At 40.5% G+C, this 25,758-nt stretch carries 27 protein-coding genes; 5 read left to right on the top strand and 22 right to left on the bottom strand.

Going from position 1 to position 25,758, the window contains the following annotated elements:
* Position 1 precedes the first annotated feature (1 nt).
* The 16 genes from ACN076_RS04545 to ACN076_RS04470 form a co-directional block, all read right to left on the bottom strand.
* On the bottom strand, positions 2 to 817 hold the full coding sequence (locus ACN076_RS04545) for an endonuclease/exonuclease/phosphatase family protein (protein ID WP_261074455.1): 816 nt from the start codon (positions 815 to 817) through the stop codon (positions 2 to 4).
* A gap of 51 nt (positions 818 to 868) precedes the next feature.
* Positions 869 to 3,049, bottom strand: a complete 2,181-nt coding sequence (locus tag ACN076_RS04540; RefSeq protein WP_420790215.1) for a PTS transporter subunit IIBC — start codon at positions 3,047 to 3,049, stop codon at positions 869 to 871.
* A 183-nt stretch (positions 3,050 to 3,232) separates the two neighbouring features.
* Positions 3,233 to 4,159, bottom strand: coding sequence for a permease-like cell division protein FtsX (gene ftsX / locus ACN076_RS04535; RefSeq protein ID WP_000625550.1), 927 nt, complete (start codon positions 4,157 to 4,159; stop codon positions 3,233 to 3,235).
* Positions 4,152 to 4,844, bottom strand: coding sequence for a cell division ATP-binding protein FtsE (gene ftsE / locus ACN076_RS04530; RefSeq protein ID WP_000022265.1), 693 nt, complete (start codon positions 4,842 to 4,844; stop codon positions 4,152 to 4,154). Before ftsE ends, ftsX begins: the two co-directional genes overlap by 8 nt.
* Positions 4,845 to 4,861: 17 nt before the next feature.
* Positions 4,862 to 5,957 (bottom strand): peptide chain release factor 2 gene (gene prfB / locus ACN076_RS04525; RefSeq protein WP_420790214.1). Its coding sequence is split into 2 segments (ribosomal slippage): positions 4,862 to 5,884 and positions 5,886 to 5,957, totalling 1,095 coding nucleotides; the frame shifts between segments, so codons are not numbered across the junction.
* 108 nt (positions 5,958 to 6,065) lie between these two features.
* Positions 6,066 to 6,722, bottom strand: coding sequence for a CBS domain-containing protein (locus ACN076_RS04520; protein WP_000268660.1), 657 nt, complete (start codon positions 6,720 to 6,722; stop codon positions 6,066 to 6,068).
* A 310-nt stretch (positions 6,723 to 7,032) separates the two neighbouring features.
* Positions 7,033 to 7,743 (bottom strand): ABC transporter ATP-binding protein, encoded by a 711-nt coding sequence (locus ACN076_RS04515; protein ID WP_000062200.1) that lies wholly within the window; start codon positions 7,741 to 7,743, stop codon positions 7,033 to 7,035.
* The gene (locus ACN076_RS04510) at positions 7,743 to 8,507 is read right to left on the bottom strand and encodes an ABC transporter ATP-binding protein (RefSeq protein ID WP_001185997.1); all 765 of its coding nucleotides are present in this window, start codon (positions 8,505 to 8,507) and stop codon (positions 7,743 to 7,745) included. Before ACN076_RS04510 ends, ACN076_RS04515 begins: the two co-directional genes overlap by 1 nt.
* On the bottom strand, positions 8,507 to 9,463 hold the full coding sequence (locus tag ACN076_RS04505) for a branched-chain amino acid ABC transporter permease (protein WP_261043423.1): 957 nt from the start codon (positions 9,461 to 9,463) through the stop codon (positions 8,507 to 8,509). The genes ACN076_RS04510 and ACN076_RS04505 overlap by 1 nt, the downstream gene beginning before the upstream one ends.
* A 3-nt stretch (positions 9,464 to 9,466) precedes the next feature.
* Entirely contained in the window at positions 9,467 to 10,336 is an 870-nt protein-coding gene (locus ACN076_RS04500) for a branched-chain amino acid ABC transporter permease (RefSeq protein WP_000941421.1), read from the bottom strand.
* 113 nt (positions 10,337 to 10,449) lie between these two features.
* Positions 10,450 to 11,610 (bottom strand): ABC transporter substrate-binding protein, encoded by a 1,161-nt coding sequence (locus ACN076_RS04495; protein ID WP_000726119.1) that lies wholly within the window; start codon positions 11,608 to 11,610, stop codon positions 10,450 to 10,452.
* Positions 11,611 to 11,677: 67 nt separating this feature from the next.
* On the bottom strand, positions 11,678 to 11,965 hold the full coding sequence (locus tag ACN076_RS04490; RefSeq protein ID WP_000462125.1) for a YlbG family protein: 288 nt from the start codon (positions 11,963 to 11,965) through the stop codon (positions 11,678 to 11,680).
* A 78-nt stretch (positions 11,966 to 12,043) separates the two neighbouring features.
* Positions 12,044 to 12,634, bottom strand: a complete 591-nt coding sequence (clpP, locus tag ACN076_RS04485; protein ID WP_000613475.1) for an ATP-dependent Clp protease proteolytic subunit ClpP — start codon at positions 12,632 to 12,634, stop codon at positions 12,044 to 12,046.
* Positions 12,635 to 12,806: 172 nt separating this feature from the next.
* Complete coding sequence (upp, locus tag ACN076_RS04480; protein ID WP_000515974.1) at positions 12,807 to 13,436, bottom strand: uracil phosphoribosyltransferase; 630 nt, start codon at positions 13,434 to 13,436, stop codon at positions 12,807 to 12,809.
* A gap of 88 nt (positions 13,437 to 13,524) precedes the next feature.
* Positions 13,525 to 13,992 (bottom strand): deoxycytidylate deaminase, encoded by a 468-nt coding sequence (locus tag ACN076_RS04475; RefSeq protein WP_000136973.1) that lies wholly within the window; start codon positions 13,990 to 13,992, stop codon positions 13,525 to 13,527.
* A gap of 18 nt (positions 13,993 to 14,010) precedes the next feature.
* Positions 14,011 to 14,568, bottom strand: coding sequence for a TetR/AcrR family transcriptional regulator (locus tag ACN076_RS04470; RefSeq protein WP_261024375.1), 558 nt, complete (start codon positions 14,566 to 14,568; stop codon positions 14,011 to 14,013).
* A 124-nt stretch (positions 14,569 to 14,692) separates the two neighbouring features.
* On the opposite strand from ACN076_RS04470, the gene ACN076_RS04465 reads away from it, so the two are divergent.
* The 3 genes from ACN076_RS04465 to ACN076_RS04455 are packed head-to-tail and all read left to right on the top strand — an operon-like array spanning position 14,693 to position 17,339.
* Positions 14,693 to 15,538, top strand: coding sequence for a DegV family protein (locus ACN076_RS04465; protein ID WP_261024377.1), 846 nt, complete (start codon positions 14,693 to 14,695; stop codon positions 15,536 to 15,538).
* Positions 15,539 to 15,596: 58 nt separating this feature from the next.
* On the top strand, positions 15,597 to 16,769 hold the full coding sequence (locus ACN076_RS04460; protein WP_261024378.1) for an NAD(P)/FAD-dependent oxidoreductase: 1,173 nt from the start codon (positions 15,597 to 15,599) through the stop codon (positions 16,767 to 16,769).
* A 48-nt stretch (positions 16,770 to 16,817) separates the two neighbouring features.
* Positions 16,818 to 17,339: a DUF1697 domain-containing protein gene (locus tag ACN076_RS04455; RefSeq protein WP_261024379.1), complete on the top strand. Its 522-nt coding sequence runs from the start codon at positions 16,818 to 16,820 to the stop codon at positions 17,337 to 17,339.
* A gap of 41 nt (positions 17,340 to 17,380) precedes the next feature.
* On the opposite strand, the gene ACN076_RS04450 is transcribed toward ACN076_RS04455, so the two are convergent.
* On the bottom strand, positions 17,381 to 18,121 hold the full coding sequence (locus ACN076_RS04450; RefSeq protein ID WP_261024380.1) for a MerR family transcriptional regulator: 741 nt from the start codon (positions 18,119 to 18,121) through the stop codon (positions 17,381 to 17,383).
* A 235-nt stretch (positions 18,122 to 18,356) separates the two neighbouring features.
* Here ACN076_RS04450 and ACN076_RS04445 point away from each other — a divergent pair, with 235 nt between their 5' ends.
* Positions 18,357 to 19,697 (top strand): sodium-dependent transporter, encoded by a 1,341-nt coding sequence (locus tag ACN076_RS04445; RefSeq protein ID WP_265482121.1) that lies wholly within the window; start codon positions 18,357 to 18,359, stop codon positions 19,695 to 19,697.
* Positions 19,698 to 19,738: 41 nt separating this feature from the next.
* Here the strand turns inward: ACN076_RS04445 and manA are convergent, their stop codons facing one another.
* From manA to ACN076_RS04430, 3 genes are all read right to left on the bottom strand, one after another.
* Complete coding sequence (gene manA, locus ACN076_RS04440) at positions 19,739 to 20,683, bottom strand: mannose-6-phosphate isomerase, class I (protein WP_285293408.1); 945 nt, start codon at positions 20,681 to 20,683, stop codon at positions 19,739 to 19,741.
* Positions 20,684 to 20,802: 119 nt separating this feature from the next.
* Entirely contained in the window at positions 20,803 to 22,242 is a 1,440-nt protein-coding gene (locus tag ACN076_RS04435; protein ID WP_420790213.1) for a 6-phospho-beta-glucosidase, read from the bottom strand.
* A gap of 208 nt (positions 22,243 to 22,450) precedes the next feature.
* Positions 22,451 to 22,711 (bottom strand): SemiSWEET family transporter, encoded by a 261-nt coding sequence (locus ACN076_RS04430; protein WP_001291472.1) that lies wholly within the window; start codon positions 22,709 to 22,711, stop codon positions 22,451 to 22,453.
* 326 nt (positions 22,712 to 23,037) lie between these two features.
* On the opposite strand from ACN076_RS04430, the gene ACN076_RS04425 reads away from it, so the two are divergent.
* Positions 23,038 to 23,382, top strand: coding sequence for a lipopolysaccharide assembly protein LapA domain-containing protein (locus tag ACN076_RS04425; protein WP_000913393.1), 345 nt, complete (start codon positions 23,038 to 23,040; stop codon positions 23,380 to 23,382).
* 165 nt (positions 23,383 to 23,547) lie between these two features.
* Here the strand turns inward: ACN076_RS04425 and ACN076_RS04420 are convergent, their stop codons facing one another.
* Positions 23,548 to 23,895, bottom strand: a complete 348-nt coding sequence (locus ACN076_RS04420; RefSeq protein ID WP_001052638.1) for a VOC family protein — start codon at positions 23,893 to 23,895, stop codon at positions 23,548 to 23,550.
* A gap of 58 nt (positions 23,896 to 23,953) precedes the next feature.
* Complete coding sequence (gene spxB / locus ACN076_RS04415; protein ID WP_023943150.1) at positions 23,954 to 25,729, bottom strand: pyruvate oxidase; 1,776 nt, start codon at positions 25,727 to 25,729, stop codon at positions 23,954 to 23,956.
* Positions 25,730 to 25,758 lie beyond the last annotated feature (29 nt).

The raw sequence follows: 25,758 nt of genomic DNA, 5'->3' as shown, positions 1-25,758 counted from the left end.
ATTATTTCCAGTTTAAAGTAGCATTCAAGCCATAGTGATCACTAACTTGTGGACTCTTGTTACCATCAAATACGACATGTAATTTTTCCACCGCTAACTCTTTGGTAGTAAAGACATAATCGATTCGAAGGGGTTCAGTGTTCCCTTTCCAGCCATCAATTTCTGGTGGAACAGTATAGCTACCACTTTTCTCTTGAGCAACTACAAATGCGTCTTGTAAGCCTAATGAACTAGCTAAAATAGCTTGGTAACCTTCCTGACCAGCTGGGTTGTTGAAATCTCCAGCAAGCAAAAGTGGCTTGTTCAATTCTTTCAAGATAGCCTCAAATCGTGCCCATTCTTCTTGGAAACCTTTATCCCACCAAGAAAGGTGGACACTTGCAACTGCAAGCTCCTTACCATCAACCACAGTTTCAGCCAAGGCAACACGACGAGTATGATAGTCTGTTGGATCATCCACATCTGAAACTAAAATTTCTCTGGCTTCAATAGGTGTTTTAGACAAGATAGCCACACCTTCGTGGTAGCGATCATAACCGATATGGTTATAGGCCCAAGTCCAGTAGTAATTTTTCCCTTGCTCAGACAACTTTTCAACCAAGAGTCTAACATAGTGATCTTGGTGAATAGGCTCAGCTGCTGGCAAAGGTTGATAAAGGTCATTAACCTCCACCTCTGGCGAAGTGATCTCCTGATTGATTTCTTGGAAACAAATCAAATCATAGTCCTTTTCAAGAATATCCTGAAGCAAAATCTGGAATTTTTCCTCTGCTTCTTTCTCCATCCAACTGTGAGTATTGAGTGTTAAAAATTTCATTCTTTTCTCCCAAAATAAGAGGTTGGAATACAGCTTCCAACCTCAAGTATATTACAATTCTACTTTAGCAACTGCTGTTTTAGCTGCAAGAGAACCTGTTTTTTCTAATTTAACTGATTTAATTGCATCACCATTTGTGAAGACAACTACTGTTGAAGTTTCACGACCTGCTGCACGGATAGCATCCAAGTCAGCTGTGACAAGGAGATCTCCTGTTGCAACTTTTTGTCCTTCAGCAACATGAACTGTAAATGGTTTACCTTCAAGACTTACTGTGTCCAAACCAATGTGAACCAATACTTCAAGACCTGGTTCAGTCACAATACCAAGAGCATGTTTTGTTGGGAAGATGCTTGATACAGTACCTGAAACTGGAGATACAATGTTTCCATTTGCAGGTTCTACTGCAAATCCATCACCCATCATTTTTTGAGCAAATACTGGATCTTTTACTTGTTCCAAAGCAACAACTTGACCGTCTGCTACTGAGTAAACTTCCTCAGTAAGACCTTTGAAGTGAACAGTGTTTTGTTGTGCTTCAGTCATTTGGCTTGGAAGAGTTTCAGGAATGATTTCACCTGAATCAAGGATATCTTGGATATCAGATTTCAATACGTCAGCTTTTGGACCGTAGATAGCTTGAACCCCTTGTCCTTTCATGACAAGACCCATAGCTCCTTCTGCTTTCCATTGCTCTGCATTTCCTACTTTATCTGCATCTTTAACAGTTACACGAAGACGAGTCATACATGCGTCAACATCAACGATGTTTGCACGTCCACCAAGAAGGTTAATAATGTTTACAGCTTGAGAACCTGCTGCAACTTTCACTTCGCTGCTAGATTCTTCTGAACCTTCAGCAGTTTCGTAGTTTCCGTTACGCCCTGGAGTTGCGTAGTTGAATTTTTGAATCATGAAGTTTGCAATAAAGTACATGATTACAGCAAAGAGAACAGTTACCCAAACGAAGTTAACGATATCCATACCGATACCAGCACTGATTGCAATAGGTGTACGAGTCAAGAACTCGATTGAACCGAATGAGTGCATACGTAGGTTTACAACGTCAGCCATAGCGAAGGCAGCACCTTGAACAAGTGAGTAAACAAGATACATAGGTGTTGCGATGAACATGAACATGTATTCGATTGGTTCAGTAACCCCTGTCAAGAATGTTGCAAGAGCTGTTGCAATCATCATACCTTTGTATTTATGTTTCTTGTCAGCATCAACATTACGGTAGATAGCAACGATGACACCCATCAAGATACCGAATGAACCGATCATTTGTCCAACTTTGAAACGAGCTGGATGTACTGTATCTAACAAGTGTTGGTATTGACTAGCATCAGTACCTTTAAGGTTTACAAGGTCTGTTACCCACGCAAGCCATAGTGGGTCTTGACCAAATACTTGACTACCTTTAGCTGCACCAGTTAAGACATCATAAGTACCACCAAGAGCTGTGTAGTTCATTGGGATAGTCAACATGTGGTGAAGACCAAATGGCAAGAGCAAACGTTCCAATGTACCATACAAGAATGGTGCAAGGATTGGAGCAGTTTCTTGTGAGTTGGCAATCCAGATACCAAAGCTATTGATACCTGTTTGAACTACTGGCCAGAAAGCAGCAAGTACAATTGCAGCAATTACTGAACGAAGAATAACTACAAACGGTACAAAACGTTTTCCGTTAAAGAATGAAAGTGCATCAGGAAGCTTACGGAAGTTGTAGTATTTGTTGTAAGCAGTTGCCCCAATAAAACCAGAAATAATCCCTACGAAGACACCCATGTTCAAGGCTGGAGCTTCAAGAACACTGATAAAGTAATCAGCAACTTTGATTGATCCACCGAAGAGAGTAGTTACCATAGCATCTGGATTTTTCAACATATCGCCTGATACACCAAAGATTGTACCAGTGATACGGTTAATCAAGATGAAGGCAAGACCAGCGGCGAAAGCACCACCAGCACGTTCCTTAGCCCAGCTTCCTCCAATAGCGAGGGCGAACAAGATATGAAGGTTAACGATAACTCCCCAACCGATTTGCTCTAGTACACCACCAGTAATAACGAGTGGTGCAAAGGTTGGGTTAATCATCACGATAGACTTACCGATTGAAATCATCAAACCAGCAGCCGGCATAACCGCGATAACCACCATCAAAGCCTTACCGAATTTTTGCCAAAATTCGAAAGACAAGACATTTTTGAATGTATCTTTCATCATTCAAATCTCCTTTATTTTTATTTAGGCAAACGTTTTACGAAAACGTTTGCACCTTTTATGATTTAATTATACCACTTTAATTTTTTTTGTAAAGGCTTTTACAAAAAAAATTACACTTTTTTCTAAAATTTTTGTAGCAAAAAAGGAGATCATTTAATCTCCTCATAAAAGTAGCTAGTTTACCTAAATCTTCAAGAATCGGCGCATGGAAATTCCTGATCCCAGTGAACCGATGAAAATTCCAATCACAAATAATAGGGCAATCATCAGAGGAGTAAATACCTCTGGCGCAATCATAGAAAGATTTTGACCTACCAATGACTTATTGACAGATTGGTAAACCATTCGATAAACAATAAAGACCAACACTGATGGCGCAGTTGCTCCAAGCAAACCAATGAAGGCACCTTCAAGTAAGAAAGGTCCACGGATATAACTGTTCTTAGCACCAACCAAGCGCATGATTTGAATTTCGCGACTGCGAGAAATAATGGTAATACGAATGGTATTTGAAATCAAGAAAACTGCAATGAAAATCAAAAGTCCTGCAATAACTAATCCCCAAACACGGATAAATGATGCTAGTTGGAATAGGCGTTCTGTATTGGCACCACCATCCTGAACCTCAGACACACCTTCAATTTTTTTAGCATCTTCAGCCACAGTTTTTACATCACTTGGCGTATTTGTATCAACGATATAGGCATCATAGAGGGGGTTGGCATCTCCTTCAAAAATTTTCCAGTTATCACCCATTGTCTCGGTTAATTTTTCATATTGTTCTTCTTTACTTGAAAAAGTAACACTCTTAACAGTAGACATCCCCTTCAAAGCATTGTATACCTTGTGGTAGTCATTATTTGTAACAGTTTGACCTTCTTTTTCAATAGTCTCGCTATTATCAGCTACATCCTTGCGAATGTATACCATCACTCGGACATTATTTTCAATATCTGTAGCTAGTTTCGCTGTATTGAAAATAACAGAAGCAAATATGGCAACCAAGGTCAAAGTAATCATGACTGAGCTGACAGCAGCCACTGTCATCCAACCATTTCGTTTCAAACTTTTTAGTGATTCAAATAAATGGCGAAAAAATCTACTAATCATCGTATCCATACTCTCCTTTTGATTCGTCACGAACGACACGGCCATTTTCAATGGCAATGACACGGTGGCGCAAGGTATTTACAATCTGGCTATTATGAGTCGCCATCAAAATAGTTGTCCCTTGTAGGTTAATCCGTTCCAAAAGATTCATAATTTCCCATGAATTATCAGGGTCCAGGTTTCCTGTTGGTTCATCGGCTATCAATACTTTGGGATTATTTACAATGGCACGTGCAATCGCAATCCGCTGTTGCTCCCCACCTGAGAGCTCATTTGGGAAAGAACGAACCTTGTGCTTCAACCCAACCAAGTCTAAAACTTCCATCACTCGTTTTTTGATATTACGGCGATTTTCCCCGATTACTTCCATAGCGTAAGCAATATTTTCATAAACCGTTTTCTTTGGCAACAGTTTATAATCCTGGAAGACAACCCCAACACTACGACGTAGAAGCGGGACGTCTTTCTTTTTGATCTTAACCAGATTAAAACCAGCAACTGATAGGCTTCCTTTATCGATTTTTACTTCACGATACAGAGAACGAATAAAGGTTGACTTCCCTGCTCCTGAAGGTCCTACGATGTAAGCAAATTCCCCTGGTTGAACACTGACCGAAACACCGCGTAGGGCAGTCGTTCCGTTGTCGTATTTTTTGACGACATCTCTCATTTCAATGATTGACATGTGACTTCCTTTCTATATTAGCTAATTCGCCACTTGAGATAGGCATCGATAAAACCATCTAGGTCCCCATCCATAACCTTATCTACCTGAGCAACCTCAAAGCTAGTTCGGTGATCTTTTACCATAGTATAAGGTGTGAAGACATAAGAACGGATTTGGCTTCCCCATGTGATTTCTTTTTTCTCACCCTTGAGGGAATCTACCTCCGCAGCTTTCTTCTCTTGCTCCATTTGATAGAGCTTAGCCTGCAACATCTTCATAGCTCGATCTCTATTTCCATACTGGGTCCGATCCACTGTTGACTGGACAACAATTCCAGTTGGAATGTGGGTCAGACGCACACCTGTTGAAACCTTGTTGACGTTTTGTCCACCGGCACCACCTGAACGGAAGGTATCCATCTTGATGTCATCTTCCCGGATTTCCACTTCAATAGTATCGTCCAACTCAGGCATCACTTCTACAGACGTGAAAGAGGTATGGCGACGTTTAGCAGAGTCAAACGGCGAAATTCGCACCAAACGGTGCACACCCATTTCTGACTTGAGAAGGCCGTAGGCATTAGGCCCTTCAAATGATAAGGTTACTGACTTGATACCAGCCTCATCACCTGCTTGGTAATCCAATACTTCCACTTTAAAGCCTTTAGCATTTCCATAGCGAGTGTACATACGAAGCAACATATCACCCCAGTCCTGAGCCTCAGTACCACCGGATCCTGGATGGATTTCCAAGATGGCATTATTATGGTCATAAGGCTCTGACAAGAGCAAGGTCATCTCGTAACTGGTCATCATCTTATCAAGTTCGGATAACTGCGTTACCAATTCTTCATGCACCGACTCATCTTCAGCTAAAAAGTCCAATAAAATTTCAACTTCATCCTGCAACTCTTCCATCTTATGGAAGGTATTGTAAGTGTTTTTTAATTCATTTAATTCTTGCGACGTTTTTTGGGCCGCGATATTATCGTTCCAAAAATCAGGTTCAGTCATCTTGTTTTCCAAGATGGCAATCTCTTCCTCTAAGCCTTCGAGGTCAAAGAGACCCCCTGAAAGAAGCTAATTTTTCACGATTTGCGTCAATTTTCTGACGAATTTCTGAAATGTCCATAAATACTCCTTTTTTACATCATTTCATTATAGCATATTTTATCATTTCTTTCCATCTTTTGCTCTAATCCCTTATTACACGTAAAAAGAAGCCTTTCGGCTTCCCTTCTTACAAGACTTTTGCTGAAGTACGAGTAATTTCTTCTACTTGAATATTCTCTGATTCAAATTTTTCTTTCAAGGCTGGTAAATCAATTGAGCCATCGATTTGAACTTCGATAATGACCTTACCATCCTTACGCGGAATATTGACTGTATGCGAGATATTCAAATTTTCTTCTGCAATCAAAGAAACAATCTTTCCGAGGACACCGACTTCATCTTCTGTAACAAAGCGCACACGAATTCCTTCTTCTCCATAACCAGCAATTTCAAGAAAGGCTTGGAAAACGTCACGGTCCGTAATAACCCCATAGACTTGATGGTTATCTACTACAGGAAGAATACCAATCTTATTTTTCAACATCAGATAAGTTGCATCCTCTAGACTCGCATAGCCTGAAACAGTCACAACATCGCGAATCATGACATCTTTTACTTTTGTCTTATTCAGAAGATAATTCATCTCATAGATAGAAAGACTTGTTGCCTTGGATGGACTTGCTTGGGCAATGGTTCCCTCAGTCACCAAACCAACTAATTGATCATTTTCGATAACAGGCAAGCGGTGCAACCCTTGCTCTCTCATCAAATCTGCTGCATGAGATACTGTTGTATCTGGACTAATATAAACTACCTTGCGGGTCATAAAATCTTTAACTGCCATGAGATTTCTCCTTTTCTATTCTTATCCCTATTATACAATCTTTTTGTAAATCTATCAAACGCTTACATTTCTTTTTCAAAATTCAGAAAAGTATGAATAAGCTAGCAAAAAGAGCTCTAAAATCGAGCTCTTTGAATGAAGGATAGGTACGCTTCATGCGACTTTATTTCAATTATCAGAAGCTAACCTTCCAGTGCAGATGAGAATTGCTTCGCAATCTCTATTCACCGACTAAAAAGGTCCCCCGGACTATTAATGAAGATTACTTCGTAATCTTCATTTGCAACCTAAACTAGTCTCCCAGACTAGTTTAGCCACCTAGATATGCTTTTCTGACTTCTTCTGATGAAGCGAGTTCTTTTCCTGTTCCTGATAGGACGATTTTCCCTGTTTCCAATACATAACCTCGGTCAGAGATTGCAAGTGCTTTATTGGCATTTTGTTCAATCAAGAGGACGGTTGTTCCTTGCTTCTGAATATCTTGAATGATATCAAAAATCTCTTGGATAAAGATTGGTGCAAGTCCCATTGAGGGTTCATCTAAAAGAAGAAGTTTTGGTGTTGACATAAGAGCGCGTCCCATGGCAAGCATTTGTTGTTCCCCCCCTGAAAGAGTAGCTGCATCTTGGTTCTTCCGTTCTTCAAGACGTGGGAAACGTGAGAAAACCTTCTTCAAGTTAGCTTGATTTTCTTCACGGTTTTTCTTTAAGAAAGCTCCCATTTCTAGATTTTCCATAACAGTCAAGCCAGGGAAGACGTGGCGTCCTTCTGGTACTTGTGAAAGACCACCTGCCACGATTTTCTGAGCCGGCATTTTTTGGATTTCTTGACCTAAAAATTCAATCTTTCCAGAACTTGGTCGAACCAAACCAGACAAGGTACGGAGAATAGTTGTCTTACCTGCACCATTGGCACCGATAAGGGAAACAACTTCTCCTTCATTCACTTCAAAGCTTACATCACGGACTGCCTGGATCATGCCGTAATGCACAGAAAGATTATCAACTTTTAACATAGACATTAGGCTTCACCTCCTAGATAAGCTTCGATAACGCGTTTATTGGTCTTAATTTCGTCTGGAGTTCCCTGAGCAATCAAGCGACCATATTCAAGTACGTAGATACGTTCTGTTACTTCCATGACCAGATTCATATCGTGTTCAATCAGCATGATCGTAATCTTAAATTCATCTTTGATACGACGAATTAACTCAGTCAATTCGGCTGTTTCCTGTGGGTTCATACCTGCTGCTGGTTCATCTAAAAAGAGAATTTTAGGTTCCGTAGCGAGGGCACGAACAATTTCCAAACGACGTTGTTGTCCGTAGGCAAGATTTTTAGCAAGAGTCTCTGCATCACCATCCAAATCAAAGATTTTAAGCAATTCCAAGGCTTTAGCCTTTAATTCTTTTTCACTCTTGTAAAAAGCTGGTAAGCGCAAAAAACTAGCAAAAACATGTTGTTTGTGATGGTTGCCAAAAGCAATCAAAACATTGTCCAAAACTGTTAAATCTTTAAAGAGACGGATATTTTGGAATGTACGTCCAAGTCCCAAAGAAGCAATCTTATAAGGTGACTTTCCATTCAAAAGGTGACCATCTAGGGTTACTGTTCCCTCGCTTGGTTCATAAACACCCGTCAAGAGGTTGAAAAGGGTGGTTTTCCCAGCTCCATTTGGACCGATTAGTCCAACCAGTTCCCCTTCGTTCAATTCAAGAGTCACATCTCCAACAGCTGTTAGACCGCCAAAATGTTTGGTTAACTGTTTTACTTCAAGTAATGCCATTAGTTTTGTTCCTCCTTCTTAGATTTTTTAAAGAAACGTGATAGGCTCAATTCCCATGTTCCAAGGAGTCCACCTGGTCTGAAAATCATTACCAATACCAAGGCCAAAGCATAAATAATCATACGCACGCTGGCAACATCTTGGAGAAGCATATTCAAAATTCCAAGAACAATAGCTGAAACGATGGCACCTGTAATTGAACCAAGTCCACCAAATACAACAATAATCAAAACGTTGATTGAGTTGATGAATGTGTAATCTTTCGGTACAACAGACCCGATAAATCCTGCCTGAAGTGACCCTGCAATACTTGCAGTAATGGCACCAAAGACAAAGGCGATGATTTTAATTTTAGTCGTATTAACCCCAACTGACTCAGCAGCAATTTCATCCTCACGAACGGAGAGGGTTGAACGTCCAATTGGACTACGCAAGAAATTCAAGGTTGCAATGGTTGTAATCACGACAAAGAAGTAAACCATTTGCCAAGTTGTAAAGTTTGGAATTCCCAAGATACCTGCTGCACCATTTGTAAGGCTTCCACCATTGATGATAAAGATACGGATAATTTCAGAAACACCAAGAGTCGCTACCGCAAGATAGTCCCCCTTCAAGCGTAAGGTTGGAATTCCGACAAGCAAGGCAACTGCCCCTGAAAGCAAAGCACCTATCAGCATGGCTCCAAAGAAGGCACCGTAGGTTGGTGATTTAGAACCAATAATAGCTGCTGCATAGGCACCAATCGCCATGAAACCAGCATGCCCAAGTGAAAATTGTCCTGAAAAACCAACGATTAAGTTGAGACCAACAGCCAGAATAATATTAATTCCGATTTGTTGTAAAATCTGTACATAGAATAGGTTGAGTACCCCGACTGAAACCAGTACACTAATCAAGCCATAGCCAGCTAACAAAAGGAGTAACCATAGAATATTAACTTTTATATTTTCTTTCATCGTTTACACCTTCTCTTTCACATTTTTACCAAGGATACCAGCTGGGCGGACAATCAAGATCAACAACAAGATTCCATAAACAATGGCATCACGGAAGTCTGACATTCCAAAGGCTGTCGCAAAGGTTTCTAATAGACCAATTACAAAACCACCAAGAGCCGCACCAGGAATGATTCCGATACCACCAAGTACTGCGGCAACGAAAGACTTAAGACCTGGAGTAACCCCCATCAAAGGCTCAAGAGAGTTATAATAGAGGGCAATCAGAACACCAGCCGCACCCGCAAGAGCAGAACCCAAAGCGAAGGTAAAGCTGATAGTACGGTTTACATTGATCCCCATCAATTGCGCCGCATCGCTATCTACAGATACAGCACGCATGGCTTTCCCCATCTTAGTCTTTTGGACAATGACCTGTAACAAAATCATCAAAATCAAGGAAATGGCCAAAATCATTAACTGAACGTTTGTTAGACTAATTGGACCCAAATCATAGCGAACTGTTTGAATCGCTTGAGGGAATGCACGAGTATTGGCACCAACCAGATAGACCATGCCATACTCCAATAGGAAAGAAACACCAATAGCTGTAATCAAAACAGCAATACGAGTAGAGTGACGCAAAGGTCGGTAGGCAAGGAACTCAATCACGACACCAAGAATGGCTGTCGCTAGCATCGCTACAATAAGCGCTACAAAGAAATTCATTTGGAAAGAATTAATCAAGAAATAACCGATAAAGGCTCCCATCATATAAATATCACCGTGGGCGAAGTTGATGAGCTTGATAATTCCGTAAACCATGGTATACCCTAGGGCTAACAGTGCATATACACTACCTAGAATCAAACCATTTACAAGTTGTTGGAGCATAAGATTCACTCTTTCTATATAATTTCGAGGGTTTTCCCTCACTTTTTGATAGGTTCTTAAACATCGAAACAGGGAGTGAGTCAAAGGCTCATTCCCTATTTCAACATTTTCTATTATGGTTTTACAACTTCTGCTGCTTCAACCTTACCATTGTTCATGGTCATCATGTAAGCAGTTTTGACTGTGTTGTGGTCTGCATCAAAGCTTGTTTGACCAGTTACACCTTCAAAATCTTTTGTTTTAGCAAGGTTATCCTTGATTTCACCAGAGTTTTTAGCACCTTTTGCTGCGTTTGCTACAAGGTGAACTGAATCATAAGCCAAGGCTGCAAATGTTGAAGGCTCTTCATTGTACTTAGCACGGTAAGCATCAAGGAAAGCTTTTGCTTTAGCTGAAACTTCTACAGTAGTTGAGAAGCCTGAGATAAAGTAGATGTTTGATGCTTTTTCAGCAGTTGCTTGTTGTACAAACTCTTCACCGTTGAATCCATCACCACCAACGATTGGTTTGTCAATTCCCATACCACGCGCTTGGTTTACAATTTTACCAGCTTCAGTGTAGTAACCTGGGACGATGATAGCATCAAAGTCTTTCCCTTTCATTTTTGTAAGGGCTGCTTGGAAGTCTGTGTCACCTGCTACGAAAGTTTCATCTGCAACGATTTCACCTTTATAAGCTTCACGGAAGGCTTTGGCAATACCTTTAGCATAGTCACTGGCATTGTCAGTGTAAAGAACAACTTTCTTAGCTTGCAATTTTTCAGAAACATAGTTTGAGATAATTTTTCCTTGGAAGCTATCTTGGAAAGTTCCGATAAAGAGGTAATCTTGACCTTTAGTCAATCCATCTTGAGTCGCACTTGGTGAAATCAATGGAACACCTGCTTTTGTAGCGTTCGCTACCGCAGCTGCAGTTGCACCAGATGTCGCAGGTCCTACGATTGCTGATACTTTAGATTGGGTTACAAGGTTAGTTGTTACTGAAGCAGCCTCTGCTGTTTCAGACTTGTTATCTTTATCAACTACTTCGATTTGTTTTCCATCGATACCACCTGCTGCATTGATTTCATCAACGGCAAGTTGGGCACCTTTTTGTTCAGATGTACCGTAGGCTGCTACAGCACCAGTTTCCTCGAAGTTAAATCCGATTTTGATTGTCTTTTCCTCTACTGAGTTACCAGCAGCGTTTGACGCTCCAGACTTCACTTCTCCACAGGCTGCAAGAAGTGCTACACTTGCAAGCGCCACAAACGATAGGGCAAATTTTTTCTTCATCTTTTTTTGTCTCCTTATTTCTTAAATAAATAGCATGTTAAGAATATACCGAATTATCAGAAAATTGTCAACACTTTTCTTGAACTTTTTCGATGATAACGTTTTCCTCTCGATGAAGATTGCCCACAAAGGGTGTTTCCAGCTCTTGGATATGACAAACTCTGACTTTTTTGATAAACTTTTCCTTGCTCAAGCGCCCGACCAATTGCTCCACTTCTTGAGTTGGAACATAAAGCTGTAAGTAACGATGTTTCTTGGAATGATAGGTAATATCTCCATAGTCCTGCAGTTTTTTGGCATCACGATTATAGTAAAGATAGATAATCAAGCCAGATCGATTGACTTTTTCAAACATGATAAATCCTCTTTCTAAGAAATCTCTCCCTATTATACCAAAAAAAGCAAACCCAGTCGAGTTTGCCTCCTTTGATTATTAGTTCAATGAATTGTTGGCCATGATTTCATCAATAAAGCCATATTCAAGTGTTTCTTGAGCACTCATCCAGTTATCGCGTTCTGCATCTGCATGGACTTTTTCGATTGACTGACCTGAATTTTCAGCCAAGATTTTTTCCAAGGTATTACGAGTTTTAAGTAAGTGTTCTGCAGCGATCGCCATATCAGTTTGTTGGGTACCACCACCTGTACCACCCATCGGTTGGTGGATCATGTATTCAGCATTTGGAAGCATGAAACGTTTGCCTTTTGCTCCACTTGATGCGATGACCGTCCCCATAGATGCAGCCATTCCCATAACAATGGTTTGGACATCTGCCTTAATAAAGTTCATGGTATCAACGATTGCCAAACCAGCTGAAACGGAACCACCAGGTGTATTGACATAAAGGTAAATATCTTTTGTACTATCTTGGGCATCCAAGAAAAGCAATTGGGCAATAACAGAGTTGGCCATGTTGTCTTCAACTGGACCAGTCAGCATAATGATGCGGTCTTTGAGAAGACGTGAGTAAATATCGTAGGAACGTTCTCCACGGCTTGTTTGTTCAATAACGACAGGAATCATTCATTTCTCCTTTTGAGTTTTATTTTTGTTGGTCAAATGACTGAAGATAAGACTATTATAATATCTTGGTCAAAAAAGGTCAAATTTTTGCTCTGTTTTCATCAGACAGAAACAAAAATTCAACCTCCTTTCGTGACTGGAACTTCTTTTCCAAGTCAATCTCTTTTTAATTTTATTTTGTACCGAACAAGCGGTCTCCAGCATCTCCAAGACCTGGAACGATATAACCGTGTTCGTTCAAGCGTTCATCCAAGGCTGCTGTAAAGATTTCTACATCTGGATGAGCTTCTTGAAGGGCTTTTACACCTTCTGGAGCAGATACAAGGCAGACAAATTTGATATTTGATGCGCCACGTTTTTTAAGCGAGTCAACAGCCAAGATTGCTGAACCACCTGTTGCTAACATTGGGTCTACCACAAAAATTTGACGTTGGTCAATATCCTCAGGCAATTTCACCAAGTACTCAACTGGTTGAAGCGTTTCTTCATCACGGTACATACCGATATGACCAACTTTAGCAGCTGGAACCAAGCTCAAGAGTCCATCAACCATCCCAATACCCGCACGCAAGATTGGAACGATGGCCAATTTCTTACCTGCCAATTGTTTTTGAACTGTTTTTGTAATTGGTGTTTCGATTTCCACATCTTCTAGTGGAAGATCACGAAGTACTTCATACCCCATCAACATTGCAATCTCATCTACTAGCTCACGAAAAGCTTTTGTAGAAGTATCTGTACGACGCAAGATTGACAATTTGTGTTGAATCAGTGGATGATTAATAACTTCAATTTTTCCCATTTTTGGAGTTCCTTCTTTCAATTTATTCTTCTTATTATACCAAAAAACGGTTTAAAAATCTTTCTAAACCATTTATTTTTGATAATTTTTACATTAAATCTGCCTCTTTAAGAGCTGCTTGTACTGTCTCAAGTGGTAGATGGGTCAATTCTGTCCCTTTTTCTTGATAAAGGTATTGGGCATAGTCATCCATTCGGTACTGGTTGATATAAACTACGCGCTTGCAACCGACCTGCAACAATTGTTTCGTGCAATTCAGACAAGGAAAGTGTGTCACATAGGCTGTAAAGCCTTTAGGAACACCACGCTCAGCACCTTGGAGAATGGCATTAACTTCAGCGTGAAGGGTGCGAACACAGTGGCCTTCAATGACCAGACATTCGTGGTCAATACAATGCTCAGTCCCTGACACCGAACCATTGTAACCAGTGGAAATCACCTTATTATCCTTTACCAGAATTGCGCCCACTTTGGCACGTTTACAAGTGGAACGATTGGCAATCAGTAGGGCTTGGGCTGCAAAATACTCATCCCATGCTAGTCTTTTTTCAGTCATCTCTTTTCTCCTTTTTCTCTATTTTTTAAAAAATGGTAACCGTAAATCTGCAATCTTTTCAGCAGGTACCTTCATACCATCCTTGATCCATTTTAGGAGGACAGAGACGATGGCCGAGCTCCAAAAGGAATGAAGATAAGAGCTGACACCTTTTGATTTTCCATGGTATTTTTCCAGAAATTCCTGCATGGCTTGGACAAAGATTTTTTCCAGATGGTAATCTAAGGCCAATTGAATCACTCTGGCTTCCTTTCTGGCCTCTCGGAAAAGGTGAACCCAGACCAGATAAAGGTCTGTCTTTAAATCATAATGATGCAACTGTTCCATGATATTATGGACAGTTCGTTTAAAGACGCTCTCTAAAATTTCCTCTTTGGAATCATAATTACGGTAAAAGGCTGCACGAGAAACGCCTGCACGTTTGACCAATTCAGAAATACTAATCTTGGTCAAGTCATTTTTTTCCAAGAGTTGCAAGAGGGCTGTTTCAATGGCTTCTCTGGTTAATAAATTGGATTCTTGGTTTGATTTTCTGAGATTTTCAAGAGACTTTTCAGAGATTCTACGTTCAGACATAACATTTTCTTTCTACTTGTCACAACAGACGGATGAGGCTTTTGTTTCAAGGGCTTTCATGATATAATTGTAAAAAAAGACAGAACCTTTGTCAATGTATAACTGACAAAGTTGGAGAATTTCTATGACTTGGAAGATTATTGCTGACTCTGGTTGTGATTATCGTCAGCTGGAGACACCAGCAATTGATACAACCTTTGTAAGTGTCCCCTTAACCATTCAAGTAGCTGATCAGGTCTTTGTTGATGATGCCAGTCTTGACATTGACCAAATGATGGAAACCATGTATGCAACTGCAGAAGCTTCAAAATCAGCTTGTCCAAGCCCAGATGATTATTTGCGAGCATTTGAAGGTGCCAAAAACATTTTCCTAGTAACCATCACTGGTACTCTTTCTGGCAGTCACAATAGTGCTCAACTAGCTAAGAATATTTATCTAGAAGACCATCCTGACACTAAGATTCATGTAATTGATAGTTTGTCTGCTGGTGGAGAAGTTGACTTACTCGTAGAAAAATTAAATGATTTGATTGACCAAGGCTTATCTTTTGAAGAAGTGGTTGAAGCTATCACCGCCTATCAAGAAAAAACCAAGTTGCTCTTTGTTCTAGCAAAGGTCGATAACTTGGTTAAAAACGGCCGTTTGAGCAAGCTTATCGGTACAGTCGTTGGGCTTCTCAACATCCGTATGGTCGGAGAAGCTAGTGAAACTGGAACTCTCGAATTGCTACAAAAAGCAAGAGGAGCAAAGAAATCGATTCAGGCAGCATATGAAGAGTTAGTGAAAGCAGGATATGCTGGTGGTCGTATTGTCATGGCTCAACGCAATAACGAGAAATGTTGTCAACAGCTTTCAGACCGAATCCGTGAAAATTTCCCACAAGCCAACATCAAAATTCTCCCAACCTCTGGTCTCTGCAGTTTCTATGCAGAAGATGGTGGTTTGCTGATGGGATATGAAATTGATTAATTGCATTCTTGACAAGAGGTGACCATCATCTCTTGTTTTTTTGTGGTACAATAGAGCTATGAAACATTTTGATACTATTGTCATCGGTGGGGGACCTGCTGGTATGATGGCTACGATTTCCAGTAGCTTTTATGGTCAGAAAACTCTCCTCATCGAAAAAAATCGGAAACTTGGAAAAAAATTAGCTGGGACTGGTGGAGGACGTTGCAATGTAACCAACAACGGAACTCTAGATGACCTACTAGCTGGAATCCCTGGAAATGGGCGCTTTCTCTACAGTGTCTTCTCCCAATTTGATAACCATGATATCATTAACTTTTTTACAGAAAATGGGGTTAAACTTAAGGTCGAAGACCACGGCCGCGTCTTTCCTGCTAGTGACAAGTCTCGTACCATTATCGAGGCCTTGGAAAAGAAAATCACTGAGCTAGGTGGCCAAGTTGTTACTCAAACCGAAATTGTTTCGGTTAAAAAGGTAGAAAATCAGTTTGTCCTTAAGTCCGCAGACCAAAGCTTCACTTGTGATAAACTCATTGTCACAACTGGTGGGAAATCCTATCCTTCCACTGGTTCGACAGGTTTTGGTCATGAGATTGCCCGTCATTTTAAGCATACCATTACCGAGCTTGAGGCAGCTGAGAGCCCATTGTTGACAGATTTTCCACACAAGGCCTTGCAGGGGATTTCGCTGGATGATGTGACTCTAAGTTATGGCAAGCATATCATCACTCACGATCTGCTCTTTACCCACTTTGGTTTGTCTGGTCCTGCCGCCCTACGTATGTCTAGCTTTATTAAGGGTGGAGAAGTCCTTTCACTGGATGTTCTACCTCAACTTTCTGAAAAGGACTTGGCTGCATTTCTAGAAGAAAATCGGGAAAAATCCTTGAAAAATGCTTTAAAAACTTTGCTTCCAGAACGCTTGGCTGAATTTTTTGTGCAAGGCTATCCTGAAAAAGTCAAACAACTGACTGAAAAAGAACGCGAGCAACTTCTCCAGTCTATCAAGGGACTTAAAATTCCTGTAATTGGTAAAATGTCTCTTGCTAAGTCATTTGTTACAAAGGGTGGTGTCAGTCTTAAGGAAATCAACCCTAAAACCCTTGAAAGTAAGCTGGTACCTGGTCTCCACTTTGCTGGTGAGGTACTAGATATCAATGCCCACACGGGTGGCTTTAACATCACTTCTGCCCTCTGCACCGGCTGGGTGGCGGGATCAAATTCATTCTAAATATACATTACTCAATGGAACAATACACCCCAAAAGAAAGGAACGACTTTGGAACATATTATCTTGTTAAGGGGAGTTACTCCTAATGGAAAAAATGCTATCCCTAAAATGTCTTATCTAGTAGATATCTTGACAGAAGCTGGTTTTCAACAAGTTCGAACCTATATTCAAAGTGGAAATATTATTCTTGAAAGTAACTTAGCTCTCGAAAAAATACGAGAACAGGTTCATACTCTAATAAAGGAAAAGATTGGAGCCGATCTCAAAATAATCATTAAGAATAAGGATATTTTTAAAAACATTGTCCAAGAAAATCCGTTTGGAGAACACTATCTTTATGACCGTGTACACGTGATTTTTTATCAAGAACCTATTCAAAGTCTCCCTTTAGAAAAATTAAAAATGGATTACGGCGAAGAAGAAATTTGTGTCGGTAATCACTGTCTCTACCTCTATCTCCCTAGAACTGCAAAACAAAAAAAGCTCAATACTAACTATCTTGAAAAACTTTTCAATGTAGATTTGACCATGCGAAAACTAAATGTAGTAGAAAAATTATTAAGCAAGTAGTGCTTGAATTTAGTAAAAATCGGAAGAATACTCCTCCGATTTTATTTTGTCTGAGTTTGGACATAGTGGGCAATCACATCTGATGTGTACTGGGCTGTTCCAGGTCCAAATTTGTCAATGTTTTCCTTAAACTCTGGGTTATAAACGTAGCCTTTACCGATATAACCAAATACCTCAATAGAGCAGTCAAATCCATAAGTACGAATAGCTTGCAAGAGTTTGGTTGCTTCTTCTTGATTTTCTGTTGCTGTTACAGGCAGTCCAGCTTGAAGATTTTGTGCCAAAGCTTGAAAAACTTGGTTGAAGGCAGCCGTAGCTTCGTCTTCGTGACCTTTCTGGCGCTCCAGCGCTTGGTCCATCACCTCTTGTCCATATTTCTCTACCGCCTCTTGGTGGTATTTTTGATGGTCTTGGTAGTTAAATCCAGCAAATTTCTCTTGAATACTCATTTCTCTTTCTCCTTTTTGTTCTTGAATGGTTTTCTGCAAGGTGGAAATCAAGGTATCCAGATGTTCCCTTTCTTGAGTCAAATAGTCCAACTGTCTGGTCAGATGGGGCAATAAATCTGTCCTTTCTTCCTTTAATAGCTCTGCTATTTTTTCTAAAGAAAAACCTAGATATTTATAATACAGAATAACCTGAAGTCGCTCCAAATCCTCTTGGCTATAGGTTCGATAGCCGTTTTCCGACTTTAAAGGAACCAAAAGTCCTATCTTATCGTAGTGGTGCAGGGTCTTGACAGAGACACCCGAAAGCTGGGCAGCTTCTTTTATATGGTACATGATTTCCTCCTTACAATAATAGTATACCCCCTCCCCTTAGGTCAGAGTCAAGCGTTTTTGCGAAATTTTTTTACTTTATCATAACATGAAAATGGTTTTCTTGACAGACCTTAGAAAACATGATAGGATAGTCAAGTCTATCAATCAAAAGAAAGGCTCATTTTGAGTACTTATGAGGCTATTTGCCAAGGGCAGTAGCTTTTTCTTTTGTAATACTAATTTTAGGAGTTTAACTATGTCTGAAAAATCGCAATGGGGTTCTAAACTGGGCTTTATCCTAGCATCTGCTGGTTCAGCCATCGGACTTGGAGCCGTTTGGAAATTTCCTTATATGACTGCTGCTAACGGTGGAGGAGGCTTTTTACTAGTCTTTCTCATCTCCACTATTCTAATTGGTTTCCCTCTTTTGCTAGCTGAATTTGCACTCGGACGAAGTGCTGGTGTCTCTGGGATTAAAACCTTTGGAAAACTAGGAAAGAATAGTAAGTACAACTTTATCGGTTGGATTGGTGCCTTTGCCCTCTTTATACTCTTATCTTTCTATAGTGTTATTGGAGGATGGATTTTAGTCTATCTAGGCATTGAGTTTGGAAAATTGTTCCAACTTGGTGGAACGGGTGATTATGCCCAGCTATTTACTTCAATCATTTCAAACCCAGCCATTGCCCTCGGAGCTCAAGCAGCCTTTATCTTATTGAATATCTTTATTGTATCACGTGGGGTTCAAAAAGGGATTGAAAGAGCTTCTAAGGTCATGATGCCCCTGCTCTTTATCATCTTTGTTGTCATCATTGGGCGCTCTCTCAGTTTGCCAAATGCCATGGAAGGGGTTCTTTACTTCCTCAAACCAGACTTCTCTAAGCTGACAAGTGCTGGTCTCCTCTATGCTCTGGGACAATCTTTCTTTGCCCTCTCACTAGGGGTTACAGCCATGCTTACCTATGCTTCTTATTTGGATAAGAAAACAAATCTAGTCCAGTCAGGAATTTCTATCGTAGCAATGAACATCTCGGTGTCCATCATGGCAGGTCTAGCCATTTTTCCTGCTATGTCAGCCTTCAATATCCAGTCTGAAGGGGGACCGAGCCTGCTCTTTATCGTCTTGCCTCAACTCTTTGACAAGATGCCTTTTGGAACCATTTTCTACATCCTCTTCCTCTTGCTCTTCCTCTTTGCGACGGTCACTTCCTCTGTCGTTATGCTGGAAATCAATGTGGGAAATATCACCAATCAGGACAACAGCAAGCGTGCCAAATGGAGTGTTATTTTAGGAATTTTGACCTTTGTCTTTGGCATTCCCTCAGCCCTTTCTTACGGTGTTATGGCGGATGTTCACATCTTTGGGAAGACCTTCTTTGACGCTATGGATTTCTTGGTTTCCAATCTTCTCATGCCATTTGGAGCTCTCTGCCTTTCACTTTTTACAGGCTATATCTTTAAAAAAGCTCTTGCTATGGAGGAACTGCATCTCGATGAAACAGCATGGAAACAGGGACTGTTCCAAGTCTGGCTATTCCTTCTTCGTTTCATCATTCCAATAATCATCATCGTGGTCTTTATCGCCCAATTTATGTAATTAAAAAGGACTTGAGTAGTGAACTCAGGCCCTTTCTTTTTTTATGGATGGCTAACAATCAATTCTAGACCTTGCCCTTCCAGAGTCCAAGTTTCAACATCACTTGGTAGGATAAAGTGGCTGCCTTTTTGGATTGGATAGTTTTTTCCGTCAACAGTCAGTTGACCTTGACCAGCTAAGACACTGAATAAGCTGTAGTCAGCTGTCTTTTCGAAGTCAATTTTTCCAGTAATTTCCCACTTGTAAACTGCGAAGAAATCATTAGAGACAAGTAAAGTCGAGCGTAAATCATAAGCTTTGACAGTTACAGGACGGCTATTTGCTGGCTCACCAATGTTCAAGACATCAATGGATTTTTCAAGGTGAAGTTCACGCAAGTTGCCCTTGTCGTCCTTGCGGTCAAAGTCATAGACACGATAGGTGGTATCGCTAGACTGTTGGGTTTCAAGTATTAAGATACCTGCCCCAATAGCGTGCATGGTTCCGCTTGGTACATAGAAGAAATCTCCAGCTTTAACTGGTACTTTTGTTAACAGACCATCCCAGTCTTTCGCTTCGATTTGCTGGCGGAGTTCTTCTTTTGACTTGGCATTGTGACCGTAGATAATCTCTGAACCTTCATCCGCAGCGATAATGTACCAGCACTCTGTTTTTCCAAGTTCGCCTTCATGCTCGAGTCCGTAAGCATCGTCTGGATGAACTTGGACACTGAGCCAGTCGTTGGCATCAAGAATCTTTGTCAAAAGCGGAAATACAGGTTCTGGACGATTACCAAACAATTCACGGTGCTCTGCATACAAAGTTGCTAGGTCTGTTCCTTCAAAGCGACCATTGGCCACCTTTGAAACGCCATTTGGATGGGCTGAGATGGCCCAATATTCTCCGATTTTTTCACTTGGGATATCGTATCCAAACTCATCACGTAGCTTGGTACCACCCCAGATTTTTTCTTGCATAACTGATTGTAAAAATAATGGTTCTGACATGTCAATCTCCTATCTGATTTTTCTCCCTCATTATAGCAAAAAGCTCCATCTAATTGAACTCTTTTTCATATCTTATAAAGTAGGGAGAAGATTTTATAAAAATAGTGAACAAATGTGCTCTACTCAATGCTTGCACCATTGCTGGCAATGACATCCTTGTACCAATAGAAGGATTTCTTCTTGGTCCGTTTGAGAGTCCCATTTCCTGCATTATCACGATCTACATAGATAAAGCCATAGCGCTTATTCATTTCGCCTGTTCCAGCTGAGACCAGATCGATACAGCCCCAAGTCGTATAACCAAGCAAATCAACTCCATCGTGGTAAATAGCATCTCGCATGGCCTTGATATGAGCCTCTAAGTAAGCAATCCGATAGTCATCTGCTACATAACCATTCTCATCTGGTGTATCCATAGCACCGAGACCATTTTCTACGATGAACATGGGCTTTTGGTAACGATCCCAGATGGCATTGAGGGTGATGCGAAGACCAAGTGGGTCAATCTGCCACCCCCATTCTGAGGATTCAAGATAAGGATTTTTGAGAGAGGCAAAAACATTTCCAGCAGTTAATTCTTTAACTTCTGGATCCCCTGATGCCACTCGACTTGCATGGTAGGAGAAGGAAACAAAGTCAACAGTATTGTCCTTCAACAACTCTAAATCTTCTACAGTCATTTGAATCTCGATCCCCTCACGCTCCCACTGCTTCTTGGCATAGTTTGGGTATTCCCCACGCGCTTGAACATCAATGAAGAAGTAACTCTTGCGGTCTTCCTCCATGGCTGCCCAGTAGTCTCTTGGATGGGCTGTGTTAGGATAGTATTGCCCTGCAGCCAACATACATCCCACCTTATTTTCTGGGTCAATTTCGTGGGCAATCTTTGTCGCAAGAGCTGAAGCTACCAACTCATAGTGTGCAGCCTGATATTTAACCAGTTCTTGATTTTCTCCTTCTTCAAAACAGAGCCCAGCTCCCATAAAGGGGGCATGGAGAATCATGTTGATTTCGTTGAAGGTAAGCCAATATTTGACCAAACCCTTATAGCGGGTAAAGAGTGTGCGACAAAGTTTTTCATAGAAGTCTAACATCCGACGATTGCGCCAACCACCGTACTCTGTAATCAAGTGCATAGGACAGTCGAAATGAGTGATAGTCACCAGAGGTTGGATACCATACTTGTGGCACTCCTTAAATAAATCCTCATAAAAGGCTAGACCAGCTTCATTTGGCACTGTTTCGTCGCCCTTAGGAAAAATCCGAGTCCAAGCAATGGATAGACGATAAGTCTTAAAGCCCATTTCCGCAAAAAGGGCAATATCTTCCTTGTAATGATGGTACATATCAATAGCTTGCTTGGCTGGGTAAAAATAGCCCTCCTCAAACGAAAACATCTTTTTCTGACCTGTGATAATGGCTTCACGATCTGGACCGATGGGGACGACATCCACATTCGCCAATCCACGACCTTCTAAATTATAAGCACCCTCACACTGGTTGGCAGCTGTCGCTCCGCCCCACAAGAAACCATCCGGAAAAGTCAGTTTTTCGGTCATAACTCTACTCACTTTCTTATTTGCTTGTTCATTTACTTATATTATAACTTATTCTGTAAACCTTTTCTTATAAAATACTGTGACATACTGATACTATTCTACTATTTAAGTTTATCAGATTGTTTTTTAAAAAATTATCCTCTAGAAAAAGTAAATAGCCTCCCCTGAAACAAAAAAGAAGACTGAAAACTAGTCTCCTCTGTTCCTTTTAAATCAAAGCTGTAATAACCGTCACTAGGCCAAAAATAATACCTGGTGCATTAGCTGCTGCAAGGGGGATATCTCTTTCTTTTTTGAAAAGACCGTAGTAAACCCAGAGACTACAGTTGATGGCAGCAACCAAGGGCTGGATGAAATTTCCTTTTTGACCAGCCAGATTGTTCATGATTTGTGGGAAGTAAGACACATACATCATAACAGACATAAAGGTCGCTACCCAACCTAAAATTTTCATTTGTTTTTCAGACATTTTCAAAACCTCTTTCATTTTTACTGAATCTTATTTTAAAATATTCTTTCAAAACAATCAAGTCTTTAAAACTTTTGTTATAAAGATATAAACTATCACAATCTTGTTATAAGAAAGAGGGAACAGAAAAAAGACCGAATTGCTCCGTTCTGTTTACTCAATCAAATATTAGAAAATGAATACTCCTTTTCAATGAATCGATTGATTGATGGTAAATAAGCCGTTAGAAATTATTGACAGTATCGAAATTTTCTAGTAAAATGAATTTTGTTAATACCTAAATGGTGTGTAGTTTTCTATCAACATAGTCAGGAGAAAAGGAACTTATGCTAAAAAAATTTAATGAATTGTCACTGAAAGATAAGGCTTATCTAATTGGCGGTTTGAGCTTATTAGTCATTGTGATCTCATTTGGTCTACTCAATCGTCAAACAGTAACTGTCAGTCTTGTCTTTACACAACTATCTGCTCCCTTGATTTTGGTGATTTTTACTTGTCTAGTAATCGGGATCATTGCTGGTAGTGCTATTGGTATTAGCTATCACCATAACAAGACTCAAGATCTGAGAAGCCGCATTGCTGAAGCAGAAGCGACTATCAATATAAAAGACAGGGAGCTTGTCCAGTACGAGGAACAGGTGCAACAATTAAAACAGGAAGCCAAACAATAAGTGTAGAAATCATAACCACCCGTGAAAACGGGTGGTTTTTTGTCTCGCACCTAACGGAGCGAGACGGACTGAAAGTCGCATAAATACAAAAAAGATCGAATTGCTCCGATCTTTTTAAGTTTCACTCCAAGAATGTTTAGATAAAAAATTTGATAATAGAATTACCTACTTCATACGATAAAAATCAATCACTAGACCAGCAGGCCCTTTAACTAATAAGGACTCTGTTCCCCAATCGGTTACAGTTGGTCCGTTTAAAACCTGGATACCAAGTTCTTTCAACCGTTGGTAATTCTGGTCTACATCCTCAACCTCGATATGAAGAATGATTCCTGACTGAAAATCTTCCAAAGGAATCAAATGATTTTGGGACAACATCAGACAGTGACTGCCAATCGTAAACTGAGCAAAACTGTCATCAACATAATCGGGCTTTTTATCCAAAATACGCTCCAAGTCAGCACAGACTTGGGGAACATCTGAAACGATAATATCTAATTGATTTAAATTCATTTACTATCCTCCATAAAAAGACCGGATTGCTCCGATCTTTTTAAGTTCCACGAAGGAATTATTTAATTGCGCGTGATTGCAATCCTTCTTCTTCCAAGAAGAGGCGGAATGGTACGAGTTCTTCTGCTTCGTATTTTTCCTTGAAGTCTTTGATTGCTTCTTCTGAGTGAAGTTTTGGATCCAATTCAAGTACTTCTACTGGAAGTGGACGGTGTGGAGTGATGCGAGCATCGATCACAACAGTTTTACCTTCTTTGTTGAGTTTAACAGCTTCTGCAACAACTGCATCGATGTCTTCGATACGGTCAACTGTAAATCCAACAGCTCCTTGAGCTTCAGCGATTTTCGCATAGTCAGCATTAGGGAAGTCACAACCAAACAAGTGTTTGTTTGTGTCTTCGTATTTGTCCTTGATGAAGGCATATTTCCCATTTGAGAAGACAACGTTGATAACTGGAAGGTCGTATTGAACGTTTGTGATAACGTCTGGGTAGCACATGTTGAATGCACCGTCACCCATGATGTTCCATACTTGGCGATCTGGATTGTCTTTCTTAGCAGCGATACCACCAGGAAGGGCAATACCCATTGTCGCAAAGAGTGGAGATGTACGCCACATGTTCTTAGGTGTCATGTGAAGGTGACGAGTAGATGTTTGAGTAGTGTCACCTACGTCGATTGAATAGATAGCGTCTTGATCAGCATGTTTGTTGATTGCATTGTAAACTTGATACAATTGCAATTCACCCTCAGTTTTACCTTCGAGTTTGTTCATGTAATCACGCCAGTTTTGGTTGTTCTTAACGTTTGCACGCCACCATGGAGTAGATTCAACTGGGTTCACTTTGTCAAGGATAGCTTTAGCTGCTTGACCTGCGTCACCAAGGATTGAAGCGTCAAGGGCGTGACGTTTACCAAGTTTGTAAGGGTCGATATCGACTTGGATGAATTTTTCAGTATTCTTGAATGCTTCGTAAACTTCAGCAAATGGGAAGTTTGAACCAAGGAAAAGAACTGTGTCTGCTTCAAAGACCACTTCGTTGGCTGGTTTCCAACCAACACGGTAAGCAGAACCTGTCAAACCTTCATAATTCCATTCGAAAGCTTCAAAGTTTTTACCAGTTGTGATGATTGGTGCTTTGATTTTACGTGACAATTCAGTAATCACTTCACCAGCTTTAACACCACCGTAACCAGCATAGATAACTGGACGTTCAGCATTGTTCAAGATTTCAACAGCTTTGTCGATTTCAACTTCGTTCAAAGCAGGAGCGATGAATGAACGTTCGTATGAACCAGATCCATAGTAAGAGTTTTCGTCGATTTCTTGGAAACCGAAGTTAACGGGGATTTCAACAACAGCTGGACCTTTTTTAGAAACTGCAGCACGGCAAGCTTCGTCAATTACTTTTGGCAATTGCTCAGCGTAAGCTACACGTTTGTTATATACAGCGATACCGTTGTACATTGGGTTTTGGTTCAATTCTTGGAAAGCATCCATGTTGAGTTCGTTAACTGGACGTGATCCAAGGATTGCTAGGAATGGAGTGTTATCCATAGCTGCATCGTAAACACCGTTAATCAAGTGAGTCGCACCTGGACCACCTGAACCAACTGCAACCCCGATTGAGCCGCCGAATTTAGCTTGCATAACCGCTGCAAGAGCACCTGTTTCTTCGTGGCGAACTTGCAAGAAACGGATATCTTTGTCTTCAGCCAAAGCGTCCATCAATGAGCTGAGTGTTCCTGATGGGATACCGTAGATTGTGTCTACGCCCCATGTTTTCAATACATTAAGCATTGCTGCAGATGCAGTAATTTTCCCTTGAGTCATAGTGATAACTCTCCTTCAAATATTTTTAA

It is taken from the genome of Streptococcus sp. K0074 (assembly GCF_048843365.1).
Taxonomy (GTDB): domain Bacteria; phylum Bacillota; class Bacilli; order Lactobacillales; family Streptococcaceae; genus Streptococcus; species Streptococcus mitis_BM.
Note: the sequence above shows the minus strand (reverse complement) of the source record. Positions and strands in the feature narration are given on the sequence as shown.